Origin of the sequence: Novosphingobium sp. SG707, assembly GCF_012275515.1 — a bacterium.
In the GTDB taxonomy this organism is placed as follows: Bacteria; Pseudomonadota; Alphaproteobacteria; order Sphingomonadales; family Sphingomonadaceae; genus Novosphingobium.
This window is the reverse complement of sequence record NZ_JAAZQL010000005.1, coordinates 1-17,935: the sequence shown is the minus strand read 5'-3', so window position 1 is coordinate 17,935 and position 17,935 is coordinate 1. Positions and strand designations below refer to the sequence as shown.

Below are 17,935 nucleotides of genomic sequence, written 5' to 3'. Positions count from 1 at the left end.
CATGAGGCTTGCATATGACGGGACACCCAAGGGGAGGGGCACGATGGATGACATGCCTTTGCCGCCGCTGACCTCGGAGCGCGGATTGGCGGTGATCGCGGCCTTGGCCGTATCGGAGATCTTTGCCAATGCGGGCAAGGAGCAGGCGCAGGGCTTCTTTCGCGCTGTGGGCCAGCGTCTGGCGCGGCAAAACCCGATTCCGGCCATGCGTGACCTGCGCGAGCTTCAGGGCGCGGTCAATGCGGTCTGGTCGCGCGTCGGGCTGGGCGAGGCGGAGATCACGCTCGATCTTCAGGGCGTGCTGATCCATCATCACGACGCCCCCGCCACCATCCCCTATGACCCCGATTTCCACTGGGGTGCGGCCTTGCCCGCGCTGCTGCTGGGGGCTTATGACGGGTGGATGCGCGCCATGGGCAGCCCCGAGGCGCTGCAGACCCGCCTGTTGTCCTGTGCGGACAACATCATTGAAATCCGCCATGGCGCAGAGATTGATGCAAGATAAAACCATGTTGTTCGACCGTCGCCATATGTTGATGGCCGCCAGCGCCGCCTTGATGGTGGGCTGTTCGCGCAAGGGGGAGGGCAAATCCGTGACCCCGGAAGCATCGACGGACGGGCAGAAGTCGTTCGACGGCCCGAAGATCATGGAGAGTCCGAAAAACCTGAACGGCCCAAAGAATCTGGACGGCATGTGGACCAGCTTTCGCCAGATCTATCTCGACGCCTCGGGCCGGATCGTGGACACCGGCAATGGCGGCATCAGCCATACCGAGGGTCAGGGCTACGGCATGCTGATGGCCGCGACCCTGGGCGACCGACCGGCGTTCGAGGCCATGTACAACTGGACGCAGGCCCATCTGGCCCGCGCCGATGTTGCGCTTTATTCATGGCGCTTCGATCCGCGTTCGAACAATCCCGTGGCCGACCCCAACAATGCCACCGATGGCGACATGCTGATCGCGCTGGCGCTGGCGCGGGCGGCGCGGCGCTGGGGTATGCCCGCATGGGAGGCGCGCTCGCGCCAGATCCGGCAGGCGATCCGCGAGCATCTGGTGATCGCGCGCGGGGGCCAGCATTATCTGATGCCGGGGATTGCCGGTTTCGATCTGGGCGACCGCTTGATGATCAACCCGTCCTATTACATCTTTACCGCGCTTGACGCCTTTGCCGCGCTGGATGGTGCGGGCACATGGGGCCCGGTGATCGCCACCTGCGAAAACCTGCTGCGCAAGGCGCGGTTCGGCGCGCATAATCTGCCCACCGACTGGGTGGTGGTGGGGGCCGACGGCACGCCCCAGCCCGCGCCGGACAAGGCGCCCCAATTCGGTTTTGATGCGGTGCGGATCGCGCTCTATGCGGTGGCGGCGCGGCGCGGCGCGCTGGTGGCCCCGATTGCCGATTACTGGCGCTCCAAACAGGCCTCGGGCCAGCCGATTCCGGCGTGGGTGGATGTCTGGTCAGGAGCCGAGGCGCCCTTCCCGCTGTCGCCGGGCGGACGCAATGTCGTGCAGCGCACCTTGAACCAGCCGATCAAGACCGAGGCGCTGGCCCAGGATTATTACGGCTGCGTGCTGCAATTGCTGGCGCGCCATCTGCGCTGATCTCTTGCGCCGGGGGGCCGGCGGCCACATCTTGTCCGATAAAGGAGAATGTGGATGACCGCCCCCCTTACGCTCAAGCCTGTCACGCTGAATACAGATGCCCTGCGTTTCGAGATGTCGATCGAGGAAGGCGCCCTGGCCTTCTGCACCTATCGGCAGGATGCGAGCGGAGCCTATCACCTGCTCCACGCCGAGGTTCCCCCCGCCTATGAAGGGCGCGGGATCGGCGGCGCATTGGCGAAAGGCGTGTTTGAACTGGCGCGGGCGCAGGGGTTGAAGCTGGCGCCGCGCTGTTCATTCATGGTGGCATGGGCCGCGCGCCATCGCGAATATGGCGATGTGCTGGCTTAAGCCCGCCATAACGCTGGCCCCGCTCTCGCCAGCGGGGCCAACGCCCTGCCCTCCATTAAAGGGGGCAGCTTATTCGCCGATGGCGGCCTTGGCCTTGCCCGCGGCGGTCTGAATCTTGCCCTTGGCGTCCTGGGCCGCGCCCTTGGCGGCCAGCTTGGGGTCGCCCGTTTCCTTGCCGATGGCTTCCTTCGCCTTGCCGACCAGCGAGTTGGTGGCGCCCGAAATGCGATCGCTGACAGAACCCATGATGCGTCTCCTGCGAAATGGATGATTGAGAAGGCCGTCTTGCCGCCTTCATGGGATGGAATGGCGGGCGCAGGGCAGAGTTCCGTCACGGTTTTATTTTTGCAATTCACACCGCGTCATGAAACCTTTTGCGATCTGGCGCGTCTACATGCCTGATGGAGCGGGGAAAGAACATGAACGTCGGGCCAAAATGCGCCTGTCTTGTGCTGGCTGCCTGCTTTGTGCTGGCCGGATGCTCGGACGGCAAGGGTCAGGACGACGTCTGGTACGGCTATTACTATGATGATCTGCGCGAGAATGCCGAGGGCGCCCTTTCCCGCCCCTACCGAACCGCGCAGGAATGCCGCATCGCGATGCAGGACTATACGATGGAGGCCAAGGTGACCTCCGGCTTTGCCTGCGCGCGCGGATGCGCGCCGCCGCGCGATGGCGCCATTGCCAATTGCCGCGAGGTGGTGCGCTGACATGGTGCTGGACCTGCGCGCCCCCATTTCCTTGCGCGGCAAATGGATCGGCATGATCCTGCTGGGCTTTGTCGCGCTGGCCGGAATTGTGGGTTCGGCGGCCATCCTGATGACGATGAACCAGCGCCAGATGGACGGCGTGGCCCATGCCTATCAGGTCGAGCGGCAGGTTTCGGCCATGCGCGTGTCGCTGCTGCGGATCGACAGTTTCCGGCGCAAGAGGGACATCGAGCGGCGCGCCGACGAGTTGAAAACCTATCGCACCAGGCTGGAAAGCGCGATCGCCAGCTTTCGCACGCTGACCAGCGACAACCCCCGGCAGCAGGCCCGGGTGCCCTTGCTCGAAGCCTTGCAGGCGCAGGTGCTGCTGGATGTGGGGGCGATCACCAAAGAGGAGTTCGGCGAATCGATCCGGGTCGAGGACCCGCTGGGGATGCTTGATGTGCTGACCCGCGCGATGCAGGATGAGGAATTGCGCCTGCAGCGGTTTCGCGGCGCGGAAATGCGGCGGATCCAGTATGGTTTCTATGTCGTGCTGGGCGCGGCGGGGCTGCTGCTGATCGTGGTGGCGCTGCTCACCTTTGTCAGCCTGCGCCGGTTCACGCTCGATCTGGTCAATTCGCGTCAGGCGCTGCGCGATGCCAACGCCGGGCTGGAACTGGCCGTGCAGGAGCGCACCGCCGATCTCAAACGCGCCAATGGCGAACTTCAGCGCTTTGCCTATATCGTCAGCCATGATCTGCGCTCGCCGCTGGTCAATGTGATGGGTTTCACCTCGGAGCTCGAACTGGCCACCAAGCGGCTGGGCGAAATGCTGGTCGAGGCGCGCCGGACCCGGCCCGAAACGCTGTTTCCCGGCACGGACGAGCTGATCGAGCAGGATTTGCCCGAGGCGATCCATTTCATCCGCACATCGACGCAAAAGATGGACCGGCTGATCAACGCCATCCTGCAGCTCTCGCGTCAGGGCAGCCGGGCGCTGACCCCGACCTGGCTGGACATGAACCGGCTGCTGGGCGATGTGGTCGAAAGCATGAAGATGCGCGCCGAACAGGCCGGGGCGCAGATCATCATCGCGCCTGAACAGCCCGAGATCTATTGCGACCGGGTGGCGATCGAGCAGATCATGTCCAACCTGATCGAAAACGCGATCAAATACCGCCAGCCCGACCGACCGCCCGTCATCCGCATCACCGGCAAGCGCATCGGCAGCCATGCCGAATTTCGCGTGGCCGACAATGGGCGCGGCATCGACCCGCGCGATTTCGAGCGCGTGTTCGACCTGTTCCGCCGCTCGGGCGCGCAGGATCAGCCCGGCGAAGGCATTGGACTGGCGAATGTTCGCGCGGTGGTTTATCGTCTGGGCGGGTCCATCCTGCTCGAATCCGAACTGGGTGTCGGGTCGACATTCATCCTGTCGATCCCCCTGCATTATTCCGAGGAGCAGAGTCAGGTTTCATGAGCAATCCATTGCCTGTCACGATTATCATGATCGAGGACGATCTGGGCCACGCACGCCTGATCGAAAAGAACATCCGTCGTGCTGGAATTTCCAACCACATCAACCATTTCGACAATGGCACGGCGGCGCTGGAATTCCTGTTCAACCCGGCCAGCGATCCGGCGCGGCACGGCCCGGTGCTGATCCTGCTCGACCTTAACCTGCCCGATATGAGCGGGACGGCGATCCTCTCGCGGATCAAGGAAAACCCCAGACTGCACCGCACCCCGGTCGTCGTGCTGACCACCACCGACGACAAGGTCGAGATCCAGCGCTGTTATGATCTGGGCTGCAACGTCTATATCACCAAGCCCGTCAATTATGAAAGTTTTGCCGACGCCATCCGCCAGCTTGGCCTGTTCCTCTCGGTCATCCAGATTCCGGAAAGCGGGGGCTGATGCCGCTGTCTGAATCGCGCATCCTCTATATCGACGATGACGAGGGTCTGTGTCGTCTCGCCAAGCGCCACCTCGAAAGGATGGGCTGCAAGCTGACCTATGCGCTCTCGGGTGCGGAGGGGATCGAGCTGGCCCGCGCGACGCCTTTCGATCTGGTCGCGCTCGATCACATCATGCCGGGGATGGGAGGTCTGGAAACGCTCGAACTGCTGATGGCGCTGCCTTCGCCGCCGGGGGTGATTTATGTTACCGGGTCGGATGAAACGGGCGTGGCGGTGGCCGCGCTCAAGGCGGGCGCGGTCGATTATGTGGTCAAGACCGGCAGCGGCGACTTCTTTGAATTGCTGACCAGCACGCTGCATCAGGCGGCGGCCACCCTGCGCCTGCGCCAGCAGAAGGAGCAGGTCGAGCAGCAATTGCGCGAAACCAACGCGCAATTGGAGGCGCTGCTGCATGAGATGAACCATCGGGTGGCCAATAGCCTGCAGATGGTCTCCTCGCTGGTCAGCCTGCAATCGCGCCGCGCCGCCGGCCAGGAGGCGCGCGCCATGCTGCAGGATGTGCGCCACCGCATCCAGGCCATCGGCCGCATCCACCGCCAGCTCTACACCGGCGAGAGCTTTCACGCTGTCAACATGCGCGATTATCTGGAAGGCATGGCGCGCGATCTGGCGGGCACTTTCTCCAGCGAGAATATCCGCCGCTCGATCAAGGTGATGGCCCAGGATGCCTCCCTGCCTGCGGCCACGGCGGTGACGCTGGGCGTGCTCGTCAATGAACTGGTCAGCAATGCCTGCAAATATGCCTATGGCCGCGAGGAATCGGGCGAGGTCCGCATCTGTTTCGACCTTGAAGGCGAGGATGGCTATCACCTGCGCGTTGAGGACGACGGGGTGGGCCTGGGCGAAAACCATAGTCCGCAAGGCACAGGGCTGGGCTCGCAGATCATAACCGCGATGGCCCGCTCGCTGGGCGCGAAACACAGCTTTTCCTCCGATGGCAAAGGGCTGCAGGTCGATATCTACCGCGCACCCTCAGCCTCGAAACAGACGGAAGCCGCCGCCGGCTAGTCCCGCCGAACCAACTCCGGGGCGCCGGTGATGCCCGTCACCGGCGCCCCGCTGCTCGGGCAGGATCAGGCCACCAGCCGCATGGTCAGGTGCGGGGGCGCAATTTGCCGAAATTGGCTGATAAAAGCTTCCAGCACCTCCCCTTCCAAGACGAAGTTATGGCGGAAATCAGGCAGCACGCCGCCCTCCAGCACGGCCGAGAGCGCGGCGCGTGCCCGCGCGATCCGGCTCTTGACCGTACCAACGGCCACGCCGCAGATTTCGGCGATTTCCTCATAGCTGACCGACCCGACCGCCATCAGGATCAGCACCTCGCGCTGGGCATCAGGCAAGGTCTGGAGCGCGCGCAGCACGTCGGTGGCCTCCATCTGGCTTTCCTGATCGCCCGGCGTGTTCAGCACGGTCTCGGCCACGCCTTCGTCATAATCGCCGACAAAGCGTTCGCGGCGCAACTGGCCGAAATAGTGGTGGCGCAGGATCGTGAAGGTCCATGCCCGGAAACTGGTGCCCGCCGCATAGCGGTCACGCGCGGCCCAGGCCTTCATCAGCGTTTCCTGCGCCAGATCGTCGGCCCGGTCGCGGTTGCCGCAAAGCGTGCGGGCAAAGGCGCGCAAATGCGGGATAGCCGCGGTCAGTTCCTTGTGAAACTCGGCATCGCTCAGCGGGGCGCCGGACGCGACAGCCTTATGATCGGATCTCTCGGTCATGCGAAATTTCCTTTTTAGGTCCTCGCAAGGGCTAACGTCCCGATCAGTTGAAGGTTCCATTCCGGCGGCCTTCCGAGAAATTCAGTTTTTCCTTTTATTTATCAGATCACTAGAGCAGTAACCCAACCTCCCGCGAAAAATTTTTCGGATTTTGCACGACCAATGGAACCCGCCGCGCGCTGAGCTGTTTGACACGCAGGCCCCTACTCGCTGCGAGGAAATCCATGACTTTGATCACTGAGCGCGCTGGTTCCGTCCACAAGGCAGTTCACGATTCCCGCGACCTTGCCGCCTCGCTGCCTTTCCTGCGCCGCTATGCGCGTTCGGTCACCGGGCGTCAGGCCAGCGGGGACGCCATCGTTCGCGCCACACTGGAGGCTTCCTTGCAGGATCCTGCGCTGCTGGCGGAAATCAACAGCGGGGCGGTGGGCCTGTTTCGCGCCTTCACCAAGGTGTGGACCACCAGCGATGCCGGTTTCGCGCGCGGGGCGGACAGTTTCGCCGCCGAAACCGCATCCCAGATCGCGCGCGTCCCCAGCTTTCCCCGCCAGGCGCTGCTGCTCAACCAGCTGGAGGACTTCTCCATCGCCCAGACCGGCGAGATTCTGGGGGTGAGCGAGGAAGAGGCCGAACAGCTCGTTCATCAGGCTATTGCCGATCTGGCGCTTGACCGTCCGGTCGATGTGCTGATCATCGAGGATGAGCCGCTGATCGCCAGCCATCTGGAAGATATCGTGGCCGATGCCGGGCACCGTGTCATCGGCAATGCCACCACCGCCACCGAGGCGGGCGTGATCTTTGCCGAAAAGCGCCCCGGCCTGGTGCTCAGCGACATGCAGTTGGCCGATGGCAGCTCGGGCGCCGATGCGGTGGACGCGATCCTGCGCATCGGCGATGTGCCGGTGATCTTCATCACCGCCTTCCCCGAATTGCTGCTGACGGGCGAGCGGCCGGAACCGGCCTTTCTGATCGGCAAACCGTTTCGCGATGAAACCGTGCGGGCCGCGATCAGTCAGGCGCTGTTTTTCGGATCGCATGTTGAAAAATGATCGCCGATGCGCTGTCATCGGCGCCTTCGGTATGCGATATTGCGACGCATGGAATGGGACAAGCCCGTGAAAGAAGCTCCACCAACCAATGCCCTTGGGGCAAAAACCGACCCTGAACGTCCCCCCACCCCGGCGTGGAGCGAGGATATTCGCGCCTATTATCACGCCGCCGCCGAAGAGCCGGTGCCGCAGGATTTTGCCGAACTGATGGCGCAAATCGCCAAACAGATCGGAAAATAACCCTGGTCAAAAATCATGGAACCTCCGTTCCTGCCGGGCATTTCTGTTTTACAGTCGCCTGTTGCGGCCATGGAAATAGAAATAAAGGAGGAACCCCATGCTGCTTTTTCTTGCCATTATTCTGGTCGTCGCATGGATCGGTGGCTTTGCCGTCTTTCACGTCGCGGGATCACTGATTCATCTTCTGCTGGTTTTTGCCATTGCGTCCTTCATTTTCCATCTGATCACGGGACGATCATCGATCCGTTGAGGCGAAAATCCGACGATCCGAGTTATAGGCCGGGACAGAGCCGAACCTATCGTGCATTATGCGCTTGTGAGATATAACAAGCCCCTGTCGCCGCGATTCCCGTCACGCCTGCATTTGGCTTTGCGCCCATGACCTATGCTCAAGGCCTCTCTTTTGCGCTGTTGTTCGGCGCCATTGCGATGTTTGTGTGGGGGCGGTTTCGTTATGATCTGGTGGCGCTGGTCGTGCTGGTCATTGCGATGGCCACAGGCGATGTCCCGGTCAAACAGGCCTTTACCGGCTTTACCAGCGATGTGGTCATCATTGTCGGCTCGGCGCTGGTGGTCAGCGCGGCGATCGCCCGATCGGGGGTGATCGAATGGGCGGTGGGACCATGGCTGGAACGGCTGCGCACCGCGCGGGTTCAGGTGCCGGTCCTGGCGGGCACCACCGCGCTGCTTTCGATGCTGACCAAGAATGTCGGGGCGCTGGCGATCCTGATGCCGGTGGCGCTGCGCATGAGCCGCAAGACCGGCACATCGCCCGCCAGCCTGCTGATGCCCATGGCCTTCATGTCGCTGCTGGGCGGGCTGGTCACGCTGGTCGGCACATCCACCAACATCATCGTCAGCCAGATCCGGCAACAGGAATTGGGCCGCCCGTTTGCCCTGTTCGATTTTGCCCCGGTCGGTCTGGTGCTGACGGCGCTCGGCCTGCTGACGGTCAGCGTAGCGTGGCGCCTGCTGCCCGCCAAGCGGCAGGGCGCGGCCAGCCTCGATACCGCCTCGGCCCAGACGCGCTATGCCACAGAGGCGCGCATCACCACCGAACTGGCGCAGAGCGGCGTCACGATCGCCAGCCTGCGCCTGAGCGATGACGGGGTGACATTGCGGCGGCTGATCGGCCCGGACGGCGCGGCGCGCCCTGCCCTGCCCGATGCCGCGCTTCAGGCCGACAGTTGCCTTGTGCTGGAGGGGCAGGACGAGGCGCTCGACCGCCTGTTCGCCCGCGTGCCGCTGATGCATGGACGCGAAACCCGGCAGCCCAGCAAATCGGAACCCGGCGAGGAAATGCGCAGCATCGAGGCGGTGGTGCAGGAGCATTCGCTGCTGGTGGGCCAGACCGCGCAGGAGGTCGGATTGAATGACCGTTTCGGCGTCCGCCTGATGGGCATCGGCCGCAGCCAGGAGCGGATCACCGAAAGGCTGGACGAAACCGCCCTGCGCGCCGGCGATGTGCTGGTGCTGCGCGCGGGCGAAAGGGCGCTGCCCGCGATCCTGACCGACCTTGATCTGCTGCCGCTGTTTGAACGCCATGTGAAACTGGGCGACCGGCGACAGAGGTTCCTGCCGATCCTCGTTCTGGCGGGGGCCATGCTGATGGTGGCTTTCGGGGTGGCGCCGGTGGCAGGGGCCTTTTTCGGCGCGGCGGTGATGATGATGGTGGTGGGCGCGCTCTCCCCGCGCGAGGCCTATGGCGCGCTGGAACCCGAGGTGCTGGTGCTGCTGGGGGCGCTGACGCCGATCAGCGAGGCGGTGCATCACAGCGGCGGCACCGAAATCATCGCCCAGGTGATGACCGGCCTGCTGGACGGCGTGGCGCCGATTCTGGCCTTGGGGCTGATGATGGTGGCGGCGATGGCCTGCTCGCCCTTTTTGCACAATGCGCCCACGGTGCTGTTGCTGGGGCCGGTGGCGGTGGGGGTGGCGCGCGGGCTGCATCTCAATCCCGACGCTTTCCTGATGGCGGTAGCCACGGGCGCGGGGTCGGATTTCCTGACCCCGGTCGGCCATCAATGCAACACGCTGGTGATGGGGCCGGGGGGCTATCGCTTTGGCGATTACTGGCGGCTGGGCCTGCCCCTGTCGGTCATGGTGATTGTGGCGGGCACGCTGGCCATTGATGTCTTCTGGCCATTATAGACGGGCGCGCAGGGGGCTGCGCGCCCGTTGAGAATTGCCCGCATGGTTTCAGCGTTTCAGCGCAAGGAACCGCGTCGAAACAGGTTGACGATGCCCAGCAGCACGATGGCGCCCACCAGCGAGACCGAAAAGCTGCCGATCGTCAGCGGGCTGTTGTTGATATCGCCATGGGCAAAGAGCAGGCCGCCGATAAAGGCGCCCACCACACCGATGACGATATTGCCGAACAGGCCCATGCTTTCGCCCATGATCATGCCCGCGACCGCCCCGACCAGCGCGCCGATCAGAAGCCATAAGAGAATGCTCATCATTACTCTCCTTGATTGACTGATACCCCATCAATGGCGGCCGGGGCGGGATGTTCCATGGCGAAATGCGCCATCGATGTGCTGCGCCCGCAAAAAGACGTAATTTTGCTGCGGGGCCATGCAACCTTCTCTCGTCTCGATTCTTTCATCGTCGAAACGCAGGCACCACTCGCCAATGACAAGCCCGCGGGTCGAAAGGAAGGAAAACCATGAGAAATCTGATTATTGCGGCCGCGATGGCCTCTTCCGCGCTGGCCACCACCGCTTATGCCGAAACCGGACCCTATGTCACGGTCGAAGGCGGCGCAGTGCAGCATGAGCGCGTCGATATCCGCGACGGCAGCGGCAATTTTCAGCGCAACAACAGGGCCAAGGTAGGCTGGCAGGCGGGCGGCGCGCTCGGCTATGACTTTGGCAATTTCCGCCTTGAAGCCGAAGGTTTCTACGACAAATCGGCGCTCAGGAGCGAATATCGACCCAACGGCACGCCGCTGCCCAATGGCTATTACAACAATGGCAATGGCTTTTACGGCCATACCGAAACCGTCGCGGGCATGGCCAATGCGCTCTTCAGCGTTGGCAAATGGGGCATGTTCAAGGCCTATGCAGGCGCGGGCGCGGGTTATGCCCGCGTGAATGTCTGGTCCAGCAATGGCGCAGCCGGGGGCCTGCGCGGCCATGACGAGGGCTTTGCCTGGCAGGCCTTGGCAGGCGTCACCGCTCCGCTCAGCAAGAATGTCGACCTGGGCATAAGATATCGCTATTTCCGCCCCGATGGCGCCACCAATTTCGCCAATCGTGATGGTTTCCAGCAATATGCCAAGCTGCGCAGCCACTCCGTGCTGGCCACGCTGACCTACAACTTTGGCCGCGCGGCCGAGCCTGCCCCCGAGCCCGCTCCGCCGCCGCCCCCGCCGCCGCCGCCCGAGCCTGCTCCGCCCCCGCCGCCTCCGCCGCCCCCGCCCCCCGCTCCGGTCTGCAACAAGGGGCCCTATATCGTGTTCTTCGATTGGAATAAGTCGGACATCACGAGCGAAGCGGCCGGAATTCTCGACAGCGCGATCCAGGCCTATGGCAATTGCGCCTCGGTGCCGGTGATGGTGGCCGGCTACACCGACAGTTCGGGCTCGCCCAAGTACAACCTTGGCCTGTCTGAACGCCGTGCCGAATCGGTCAAATCCTATTTGACCAGCCATGGCATCGGCAGCGCCTCGATCACCACGCAGGGTCTTGGCGAAGCGAACCAGCGCGTGCCCACCGCCGATGGTGTGCGCGAACTGCAGAACCGCCGCGTGGAAATCACCTATGGGCCGGGCGCGGGCAACTGAGCCCACGCATCGCGCGCAAGGAAAAGGGCCGGAGCAATCCGGCCCTTTTTTTGCATGAAGGTGTTGATGGAAGCGGAGTGTTCCCCTTACCGCATCGCCACCTGTGTCGGCGTCAGCATCGACTTGGCCCCGTCGCCCACCAGAAAATAGGCGCCCCAGTAATAGGGGTGGGAAAAGCGGCGGGTGTCGATCATCTGGTCCTGCGCGGTCTTGATCGCGCCGGCCATGGTGGCGCTGCGCCCGGTGCGGTAGAAGGTGGACATCAGATCGTCGGTCTGGGTCAGCACCGGTACGGCCCAGAACGTGGCCATGACCGTGCGCGCGCCCGCCGCGATAAAGGAACGCACCAGCCCGTCAAGCGCGGGCGAAGCGCTTTCCAGCCCGGCCTTGAGCGCGGTCTGGACGCTGGTGCCCGCCGCCGTGTCACAGGCCGAGAGCACCACCAGATTGGCATCCAGTTCCAGCTTGGCCACCTCGTCAAAGGACAACATGCCATCGGACAGGACCTGTCCTGTGGGCGTGATTGACGAGAAATTCGTGCGCAAATTCAGCCGCAGCTTCATCTATGCGGGCACCGCCATGCGGTCCGGCGGGCAGATGGGCGTGCCCGCCGAAACCGAAAAGCTGGACAAACAGCGCCCCCATGTTCACGATCTTCTGCTGAAAGCCTATGGCGACGATGGCTATCGCCATGCGCAGGCCGCCGACCTTTACCGCATCGCGCCGCGCGGCCACAACCGGCTGGTCAAGGTGTTCACCATCGTGCGCCATATCGACGGGATGGAGCCTGCCGCGCAATATCCGGTGGGCGGCGCGCATCTGCAATGGACGCTGATCAAGCCGAGGGATTTCATCTGCGGCGCCTTTGTGGACGGCGACGGGCTGGCCCAAACCCCCTCTTTCACGGTATCGATCGCGCCGGGCGCACCGCAAGCCAATTTCTTCCGGCTGGAGCGCTATCTCGAGCAGTTGTGAGGGGGGCGGAAAGCACCCAAATGGCGGACAGCACCCGACGAAGATGAGCACTATGAAATCATTGTAAGTCTCTGACAATTATATGGATATTCCGAGCAGTGCGGGAATCGGCGATTTTCGGCGGTGTTTGAGTGTCTAACGGTGGAAAAATCGGTGATTTGGCGGCATCATTCCGTCACATTATCTTTCGTTATACCCAAGACGATCTCTACCGACGCTGTACCGGGGAAGTTATGAATGAAAACAAGCGAACGCCGGTGCTTGACGATCACAGGCGCATCAAATCCAAGCTAGTGACTCCGTTCAACGACGCATTCGGACCAATGCACGAGGTGTCGTGGATCAACATGATGATTCCGGAACTTTTGTGGATCGCGCTCGTGCAGGAAGCCTGGGGTCCTCGTCGTGGCGTTGAAATCATAACCGCCTTTACTCGCGACTTGCGTGTAAGCGATCCAACGCATGGCCGCACGATTTGGGCAGCGGCTGGCAAGTTCGCCTCTCTACCAAGAGGCGTGCTTTCGAGCATCGTGGAAGGCCGGTCTTATCGGGATGATCTGTGCGGACCGCTCGCGCCGCTCCATGCCCACTACCCAGACCACCCCATGCGCGAACTGGCGCAAGCGGCGACGCGAGAAAGCTGGTTACAAGATCTCGGCGCGCTCAAGACACTGGTTGGCGTGTTACTCGATCGCTCATCGACGTGCGCCATCATGGTTCAGGCGACCGCGACATGGCTTGCATTCGATGCTGATCGACTCAAGGTCTCGGCGGGCTTGGCACTCGCTGATTTTCCCCGGATCGAAGATTACCCCGAAACCGAGCAGTCACAGCGGATCGCCGCGTCGATCCGCGCGACCCTCAATCAGATGTTCGGTGACGCCGACATGATGGCGTCGGGGACCGATTGGCCGACCGCTTTCTGGAACCGTGGTTTGGAACTCGAACAGTGCGAGGATTGATGTGACTCAGCAGGAGGCTGATGGTCAGGATGACGAAGGCTTAGAAATTTGGCCGCTCATCGAGAGCTATTGTACAAACGTCGATCACGAGCTCACGGCGCGCCTGGAGGCATGGCCTCCCGACTTTTCTCAGATCCACGTCCACGAAGTGATCGGCGGCATGCTCGCACGACAGGCGACGCTCTCCAAGGACGTCGCACGCGCGCCCGCGCTGTGGACCGGGCATAGTGCGCCCATCCTGCTACGCGCAATGGCCGACGCTTACATCAACATCGCGTGGCTGTTGCTAGATCCGGTCGAGCGCTGCCGGAAGTTCGTACTGTTTGGATTAGGTCAGGCTAAACTCGAACTCGAGCATCGCCGCGCGCAGATCGGAACTCGCGAGCTGACGCCGCAAGAGGCGACCATGCTGGAAGCCGGCGAGAGGTGGATCGACAATCAGCGGATCGGCTGGTTGCTCGATGTTGACCTTGGAAAATGGTCGAGCCTGTCGGTTCGTCAAATGGCTGAAGAGGCCAACTGCATTGATTTTTACAACTATGTTTACACTCCGTTCAGCGCCTGCACGCATTCGATGTGGCACCATGTTGCACGTTACGATCTCAGGGAGTGTGGCAATCCACTGCACCGGCATCATCGTCGTCCGACCAGCGAGGCACTCGGCCCGGACGTTCATTATCTGACGCTCGCCGCGAAATATTGGAGCAAGACGCTTGGCACATTCGATCGAGCACACGGGCTCGCGTTCCGGGGGCCATCATCTTACGAGACGCTGATTGATGCCGTCACCGATAGCAGCGCCGATCCGCAGTCGGAATGACGCGGGTGGCGCGCCATTTCAGACAGACAGGTATCGGGCGATAGCGTGGAATCGGCGGTTTGCCATGCGGTTTGGGACAATGCGGCCATGTCCCGCTGTGGAGAGCAATTGGCGATTCTGGCGGGCCGAAGTCGACGAAACATAGATCGACGTCTATGCTATAAATGCCTCCATGCTCCTCCAAAATATTCACGCTCTAAAAAGCCGTCATTCCCTGGACGTTTATCAATTTCTATTGGTTGGCCTATCCCTAACGGCCATGACACTTCTTGTACTTTACACCGCTGCCACACGGACACGGATCATTCCGCCCAGGCTTTTTGGTCTTCACAGGTGGGGCGACACCTCTCGGCTGGTTGAGATTTACCGCCCGCGTGGGTTGAGCCATTCGCGCGGCGTCTTCGTAGATGTGGGCGTTTTCTTCCGTTCGCTCTGTCGGTATGTAGACCGCGAAAGACTGCGCCCGGTAGTAGGTTCCGTCGGCACTAACCTCTGCCACGATGCCGATGATGTTAGAAGCCTTGACGGCCAACGCAGCTGCGCTGGCCTTGTTATTCACCCTGGTCCAGTCAATTTGGTGGTCGTGTTGTTGAAGCCAAACGAAGAGCGGCTCGCCGTCCCCGGAGAGAGTAAAATAGCGAGCGGGATGCTGGTTCAGGGTTTGGCGAAGGTCGGACAGCATCTTGGCCAGATTATTCCGGCCTTCCTCCCCAAGGTCACGGATATGGCTCTCCGCTGAGAGCCACCCGCGTGCTCGGGTAGCATCGAGCGCCCTAAGTAGGTTCAGCACCTCTTCCGGGAGGTCCTGCGTCGGAAACCGTCGGCTTTCCCAGTCTTCCCCCTCGAAGCTCCTGTCGACGATGTCGCTCATGCCGTCCCAGATAAGCATGCTCGCCTTGCCGCCCTTCAGCTGCTCGGCAATGTTCTGATCGAAACGGTTTTTCTTCAGGTACGCGCCCAGGTGGTCGAACTCGTCAAAGAAATGAGCCCGGCGCATACCTGCCACGGCCTGCCGCACCTCCATGTAGTGGACGAACTCGCCGGGTGTGGGCAGAAGACGCTTGAGGACAAATAGTTCGTCGATGGACAGCGAAACGAAGGCATGCCTTCCAAGCAGCGGCTCAACTTGCGGCAGTTCCTTACAGTATGTGGAAAAGGGCGAGAACGACTCGACCGTCAGCCCGATCGGCACCATCACGCGGTAGTCGGAGCGGCGGACACGGCCGCACTCTTCGTATTTGCCGTCCGCCAAGTGGTAGAGCGGCACTTCATCCGCCGAATTCAGATAATTGAAGAAGCGCTCACATTGCTTGTAGGCTTTGAGTACCAAGTCCTGAACGGACTGGGCGTGGCGGCCGAAATCAAGTGCTGGCGATGCAATGGTCGCAGCCGCACCTGCCTTGGCTTCAACCAGGAACAGCACGTCGTCGACCAGGATCAGGGTGTCGTTTTCGGACCACTGCTTGCTGGCAGGGTCTTTATAGTAGACTTCTTGAAAAACCGTGGCTCCAGGAAGCTGGGCGGCCAGAATGTCGGCGAAGGCAGCTTCGCTCATCCTCTTCTGTCGATCCTCAAAAGTTTTCTTGTAGTCCGGCTTTCGCCGCAGAAGGTTGTAGAGAAGCGCACGATACCCAGCGTCGCGGGTGAAGCACGGGTCGATGGCGTAGTAGTCCGCTCCAAGCTGAATCAGGGGCTTCTTCCTGGCAGGCAGTGTCCGGTAGGGTGTTCCCGAAAAATCGCCCGCTGCGAAAAATTCGGTTTCTTCTCCGCGCCGGTAAGCCAAATCCGCCAGCAACGTAGGCGGTAGCGTAGTGTGTCGACTCACGTTGGCGATGCCGCCCCGAAACATGTCGTCCATCGCCCGCCCAGCGGCTTTCGACTGTTCCGCATTGGCCGCAATCCATGCCTCCATGACGTCTTCCAGAGGCCTGTCCTGTGCCGCAGCGAAGGCCTGTGCCGCCTCAAACTGCTTAATCATCTCCATGATAGCGTCGGCATGCCCAGAGCGGGTGGCGTCGGCCATGGCCTGGAAGCCTTCCGCGATATCGGCGGCACCAACACCGTAAACTTCTTTCAAGACATCATTGTGAGGCGCCAAAACGTAGCTGTAGAACTCACCTTCCAAGACTTGGTAGCGGTTCCCGCGTAGCATGACCCAGGTCGATTTCGCGCGGAATTCAATGTCGGCTGTGTCGGGACCAAAGACGCCGTCCTTGGTATCGGCAGACGTGGCCATGGCAAAGAACATAGCCTGCTCTCGCAGTTTGCGGCTAAGTTCAAACAGCTCGGCGCATTGGGCTTCGTCGAATGTCACGTCCGCAGGGGCATCGTCTGACGCGAGCACCGCGTGTACGTACTCCAGCAGAAATTGGTTTTCGTTGATCAAGTCATTTGGGCCGTCCGCTTCGCGTTGCTCCTCCTCGGCGCTTTGGTCTACCATCGCTTTCATCATATGCTGGGCGTAGATGTAGCCGAGCAGATCATGTGGGGGCATCGCGACGATAAGCTCGCGCATCCGAGCTGCTGTAGCCTCCATGTCTTTCAACAAGGAAGCAGCTGCCTCTTTTCGTTTTTCCTCGTTCATAACTACTTATGCCTGACATTTCTAAAGTCACGATACTGCACAATCTATCCTAAATGTGCTGCAAATAATTACCAATGACGATAGTGACCGGCACCATGCGTAAGTGGCGATTGTTCGACCGGGAAGAACGAGGGGAAGAGCGTTGACTAATGAGACACGCAAGCCAGTCTTGCAGGACCACGTAGCGGTCAAACGTAAGCTCGTGCCGTCCTTTTTGCATAAACTCGGGGGCAAACTGTCCCAATATTCCTGGACCCGTCAGCTTGTGCCCGAGGTTCTCTGGCTTGGCCTGGTGATCGACCATTGTGGCTACGAGGCAGCTCGGGGCCATTGCCGTGCTTTAGGTCAAGCCGCTCGTACGGCGATGAATGGGGCTGAATGTCCCATGTTTGTTAAGTTCAGCACGTTCGCGGAGCTTTCAGACGCGGCAAAAGAAGCGATAATATCTACACTTGATCAGGTCAGTCTAAAAGCCATCCGCCGATCTCTGGCACCACTGGCGGCCGTGATGCCCGACCATCCGTTGGCATTCCTAGGAAAAATGGACGCTGTACCTGAGCAGAATACGCGCTTTCCCGAACTGCTCCGCGAGTTTTACGACCGCAACAGTCGCACGGCGGTGCTGTCATCAGCACTTGGCTACGAGTTGGGAATCGACCAAGGAAAGATTCATATCGCAGCGCATCTGATCGATGACCTTGTCGCACGGTTCAAGGTTATTAACGGCTATCCAGAGACAGAGGAGGCGCGTCGCGCTGCCGGCGCCTTTCGAGCTGCCGCTCCAACACTGTTCATGGAGGTTAACCTTGATGACGCCGGCTTTGAAGTCGACGTATTATGGGTTGAGGCATTTTGGGACCATATCTCCGGCTTCGGCCCCTGTCTATTTCTAGACACACTCGAAGACGAAACTATCGATAGTGAAGATTCACTTGAGCAATTCGTCTTTGATTATCGAAATGCGGTTCGGGCTGATCTCCGTATTAGATTGGCGAACTGGCCGTTAGATTTAAACGAGATTGAGGTCTTCGAGGTAGTTACGGCGCTCCTTTGCCGGCAAGCGACGCTGGCCATGGAAATGGGTAACGGCCCGATTGAGGCCGCCTGACGATGTTAAGCGACGTCGTTATTGACGTCGTTATGTACGTCGTATGCGGTGGAGGCTGTTTTGGTGGTT

22 protein-coding genes are annotated in these 17,935 nt (G+C 61.3%); 17 read left to right on the top strand and 5 right to left on the bottom strand.

Going from position 1 to position 17,935, the window contains the following annotated elements:
* Position 1: 1 nt before the first annotated feature.
* From FHW92_RS15285 to FHW92_RS15275, 3 genes are read left to right on the top strand one after another with little or no spacing between them, the layout of a single operon-like run.
* Positions 2-505 carry a hypothetical protein gene (locus FHW92_RS15285; RefSeq protein WP_168604152.1) on the top strand — a complete coding sequence of 168 codons (504 nt, stop codon included), beginning with the start codon at positions 2-4 and terminating at the stop codon, positions 503-505.
* Complete coding sequence (locus FHW92_RS15280; protein WP_246870188.1) at positions 495-1,604, top strand: glycosyl hydrolase family 8; 1,110 nt, start codon at positions 495-497, stop codon at positions 1,602-1,604. Before FHW92_RS15285 ends, FHW92_RS15280 begins: the two co-directional genes overlap by 11 nt.
* Before the next feature lie 54 nt (positions 1,605-1,658).
* Complete coding sequence (locus FHW92_RS15275) at positions 1,659-1,955, top strand: GNAT family N-acetyltransferase (RefSeq protein WP_168604151.1); 297 nt, start codon at positions 1,659-1,661, stop codon at positions 1,953-1,955.
* 69 nt (positions 1,956-2,024) lie between these two features.
* Here the strand turns inward: FHW92_RS15275 and FHW92_RS15270 are convergent, their stop codons facing one another.
* Positions 2,025-2,201 carry a CsbD family protein gene (locus FHW92_RS15270; RefSeq protein WP_168604150.1) on the bottom strand — a complete coding sequence of 59 codons (177 nt, stop codon included), beginning with the start codon at positions 2,199-2,201 and terminating at the stop codon, positions 2,025-2,027.
* 173 nt (positions 2,202-2,374) lie between these two features.
* On the opposite strand from FHW92_RS15270, the gene FHW92_RS15265 reads away from it, so the two are divergent.
* From FHW92_RS15265 to FHW92_RS15250, 4 genes are read left to right on the top strand one after another with little or no spacing between them, the layout of a single operon-like run.
* Positions 2,375-2,665 (top strand): hypothetical protein, encoded by a 291-nt coding sequence (locus FHW92_RS15265; RefSeq protein WP_168604149.1) that lies wholly within the window; start codon positions 2,375-2,377, stop codon positions 2,663-2,665.
* A gap of 1 nt (position 2,666) precedes the next feature.
* A complete protein-coding gene (locus tag FHW92_RS15260; protein ID WP_168604148.1) occupies positions 2,667-4,127 on the top strand; it encodes an ATP-binding protein in 1,461 nt (486 codons plus the stop codon).
* Positions 4,124-4,564, top strand: a complete 441-nt coding sequence (locus FHW92_RS15255; RefSeq protein ID WP_168604147.1) for a response regulator — start codon at positions 4,124-4,126, stop codon at positions 4,562-4,564. Before FHW92_RS15260 ends, FHW92_RS15255 begins: the two co-directional genes overlap by 4 nt.
* Entirely contained in the window at positions 4,564-5,634 is a 1,071-nt protein-coding gene (locus tag FHW92_RS15250) for a histidine kinase dimerization/phosphoacceptor domain -containing protein (RefSeq protein ID WP_168604146.1), read from the top strand. Before FHW92_RS15255 ends, FHW92_RS15250 begins: the two co-directional genes overlap by 1 nt.
* A 65-nt stretch (positions 5,635-5,699) precedes the next feature.
* Here FHW92_RS15250 and FHW92_RS15245 read toward each other — a convergent pair whose 3' ends face one another.
* On the bottom strand, positions 5,700-6,341 hold the full coding sequence (locus tag FHW92_RS15245; RefSeq protein ID WP_168604145.1) for a sigma-70 family RNA polymerase sigma factor: 642 nt from the start codon (positions 6,339-6,341) through the stop codon (positions 5,700-5,702).
* A 224-nt stretch (positions 6,342-6,565) separates the two neighbouring features.
* Here FHW92_RS15245 and FHW92_RS15240 point away from each other — a divergent pair, with 224 nt between their 5' ends.
* From FHW92_RS15240 to FHW92_RS15225, 4 genes are all read left to right on the top strand, one after another.
* Positions 6,566-7,390 carry a response regulator gene (locus FHW92_RS15240; RefSeq protein ID WP_168604144.1) on the top strand — a complete coding sequence of 275 codons (825 nt, stop codon included), beginning with the start codon at positions 6,566-6,568 and terminating at the stop codon, positions 7,388-7,390.
* A 66-nt stretch (positions 7,391-7,456) separates the two neighbouring features.
* Positions 7,457-7,630: a NepR family anti-sigma factor gene (locus FHW92_RS15235; RefSeq protein ID WP_168604143.1), complete on the top strand. Its 174-nt coding sequence runs from the start codon at positions 7,457-7,459 to the stop codon at positions 7,628-7,630.
* Positions 7,631-7,727: 97 nt separating this feature from the next.
* On the top strand, positions 7,728-7,880 hold the full coding sequence (locus FHW92_RS15230; RefSeq protein ID WP_168604142.1) for a lmo0937 family membrane protein: 153 nt from the start codon (positions 7,728-7,730) through the stop codon (positions 7,878-7,880).
* A 128-nt stretch (positions 7,881-8,008) separates the two neighbouring features.
* Positions 8,009-9,781, top strand: coding sequence for an SLC13 family permease (locus FHW92_RS15225; RefSeq protein ID WP_168604141.1), 1,773 nt, complete (start codon positions 8,009-8,011; stop codon positions 9,779-9,781).
* Between the two features lie 56 nt (positions 9,782-9,837).
* On the opposite strand, the gene FHW92_RS15220 is transcribed toward FHW92_RS15225, so the two are convergent.
* Positions 9,838-10,089, bottom strand: coding sequence for a GlsB/YeaQ/YmgE family stress response membrane protein (locus FHW92_RS15220; RefSeq protein WP_168604140.1), 252 nt, complete (start codon positions 10,087-10,089; stop codon positions 9,838-9,840).
* Between the two features lie 57 nt (positions 10,090-10,146).
* On the opposite strand from FHW92_RS15220, the gene FHW92_RS15215 reads away from it, so the two are divergent.
* Positions 10,147-10,302: a hypothetical protein gene (locus FHW92_RS15215; RefSeq protein WP_168604139.1), complete on the top strand. Its 156-nt coding sequence runs from the start codon at positions 10,147-10,149 to the stop codon at positions 10,300-10,302.
* Positions 10,299-11,417 carry an OmpA family protein gene (locus FHW92_RS15210; protein ID WP_168604138.1) on the top strand — a complete coding sequence of 373 codons (1,119 nt, stop codon included), beginning with the start codon at positions 10,299-10,301 and terminating at the stop codon, positions 11,415-11,417. The genes FHW92_RS15215 and FHW92_RS15210 overlap by 4 nt, the downstream gene beginning before the upstream one ends.
* Positions 11,418-11,503: 86 nt before the next feature.
* Here FHW92_RS15210 and FHW92_RS15205 read toward each other — a convergent pair whose 3' ends face one another.
* Positions 11,504-11,908 (bottom strand): CHAT domain-containing protein, encoded by a 405-nt coding sequence (locus FHW92_RS15205; protein WP_168604137.1) that lies wholly within the window; start codon positions 11,906-11,908, stop codon positions 11,504-11,506.
* Between FHW92_RS15205 and FHW92_RS15200 the strand changes: the two genes are divergently transcribed.
* The 3 genes from FHW92_RS15200 (at position 11,907) to FHW92_RS15190 (ending at position 14,174) form a co-directional block, all read left to right on the top strand.
* Positions 11,907-12,392: a hypothetical protein gene (locus tag FHW92_RS15200; RefSeq protein WP_168604136.1), complete on the top strand. Its 486-nt coding sequence runs from the start codon at positions 11,907-11,909 to the stop codon at positions 12,390-12,392. The genes FHW92_RS15205 and FHW92_RS15200 overlap by 2 nt on opposite strands.
* Positions 12,393-12,625: 233 nt before the next feature.
* Complete coding sequence (locus FHW92_RS15195; protein ID WP_168604135.1) at positions 12,626-13,354, top strand: hypothetical protein; 729 nt, start codon at positions 12,626-12,628, stop codon at positions 13,352-13,354.
* Position 13,355: 1 nt separating this feature from the next.
* The gene (locus tag FHW92_RS15190) at positions 13,356-14,174 is read left to right on the top strand and encodes a DUF5677 domain-containing protein (protein ID WP_168604134.1); all 819 of its coding nucleotides are present in this window, start codon (positions 13,356-13,358) and stop codon (positions 14,172-14,174) included.
* 250 nt (positions 14,175-14,424) lie between these two features.
* On the opposite strand, the gene FHW92_RS26090 is transcribed toward FHW92_RS15190, so the two are convergent.
* Positions 14,425-16,758 carry an SEC-C metal-binding domain-containing protein gene (locus FHW92_RS26090; protein ID WP_168604133.1) on the bottom strand — a complete coding sequence of 778 codons (2,334 nt, stop codon included), beginning with the start codon at positions 16,756-16,758 and terminating at the stop codon, positions 14,425-14,427.
* A 142-nt stretch (positions 16,759-16,900) separates the two neighbouring features.
* Between FHW92_RS26090 and FHW92_RS15180 the strand changes: the two genes are divergently transcribed.
* Positions 16,901-17,866 carry a hypothetical protein gene (locus FHW92_RS15180; RefSeq protein WP_168604132.1) on the top strand — a complete coding sequence of 322 codons (966 nt, stop codon included), beginning with the start codon at positions 16,901-16,903 and terminating at the stop codon, positions 17,864-17,866.
* Positions 17,867-17,935: the final 69 nt, after the last annotated feature.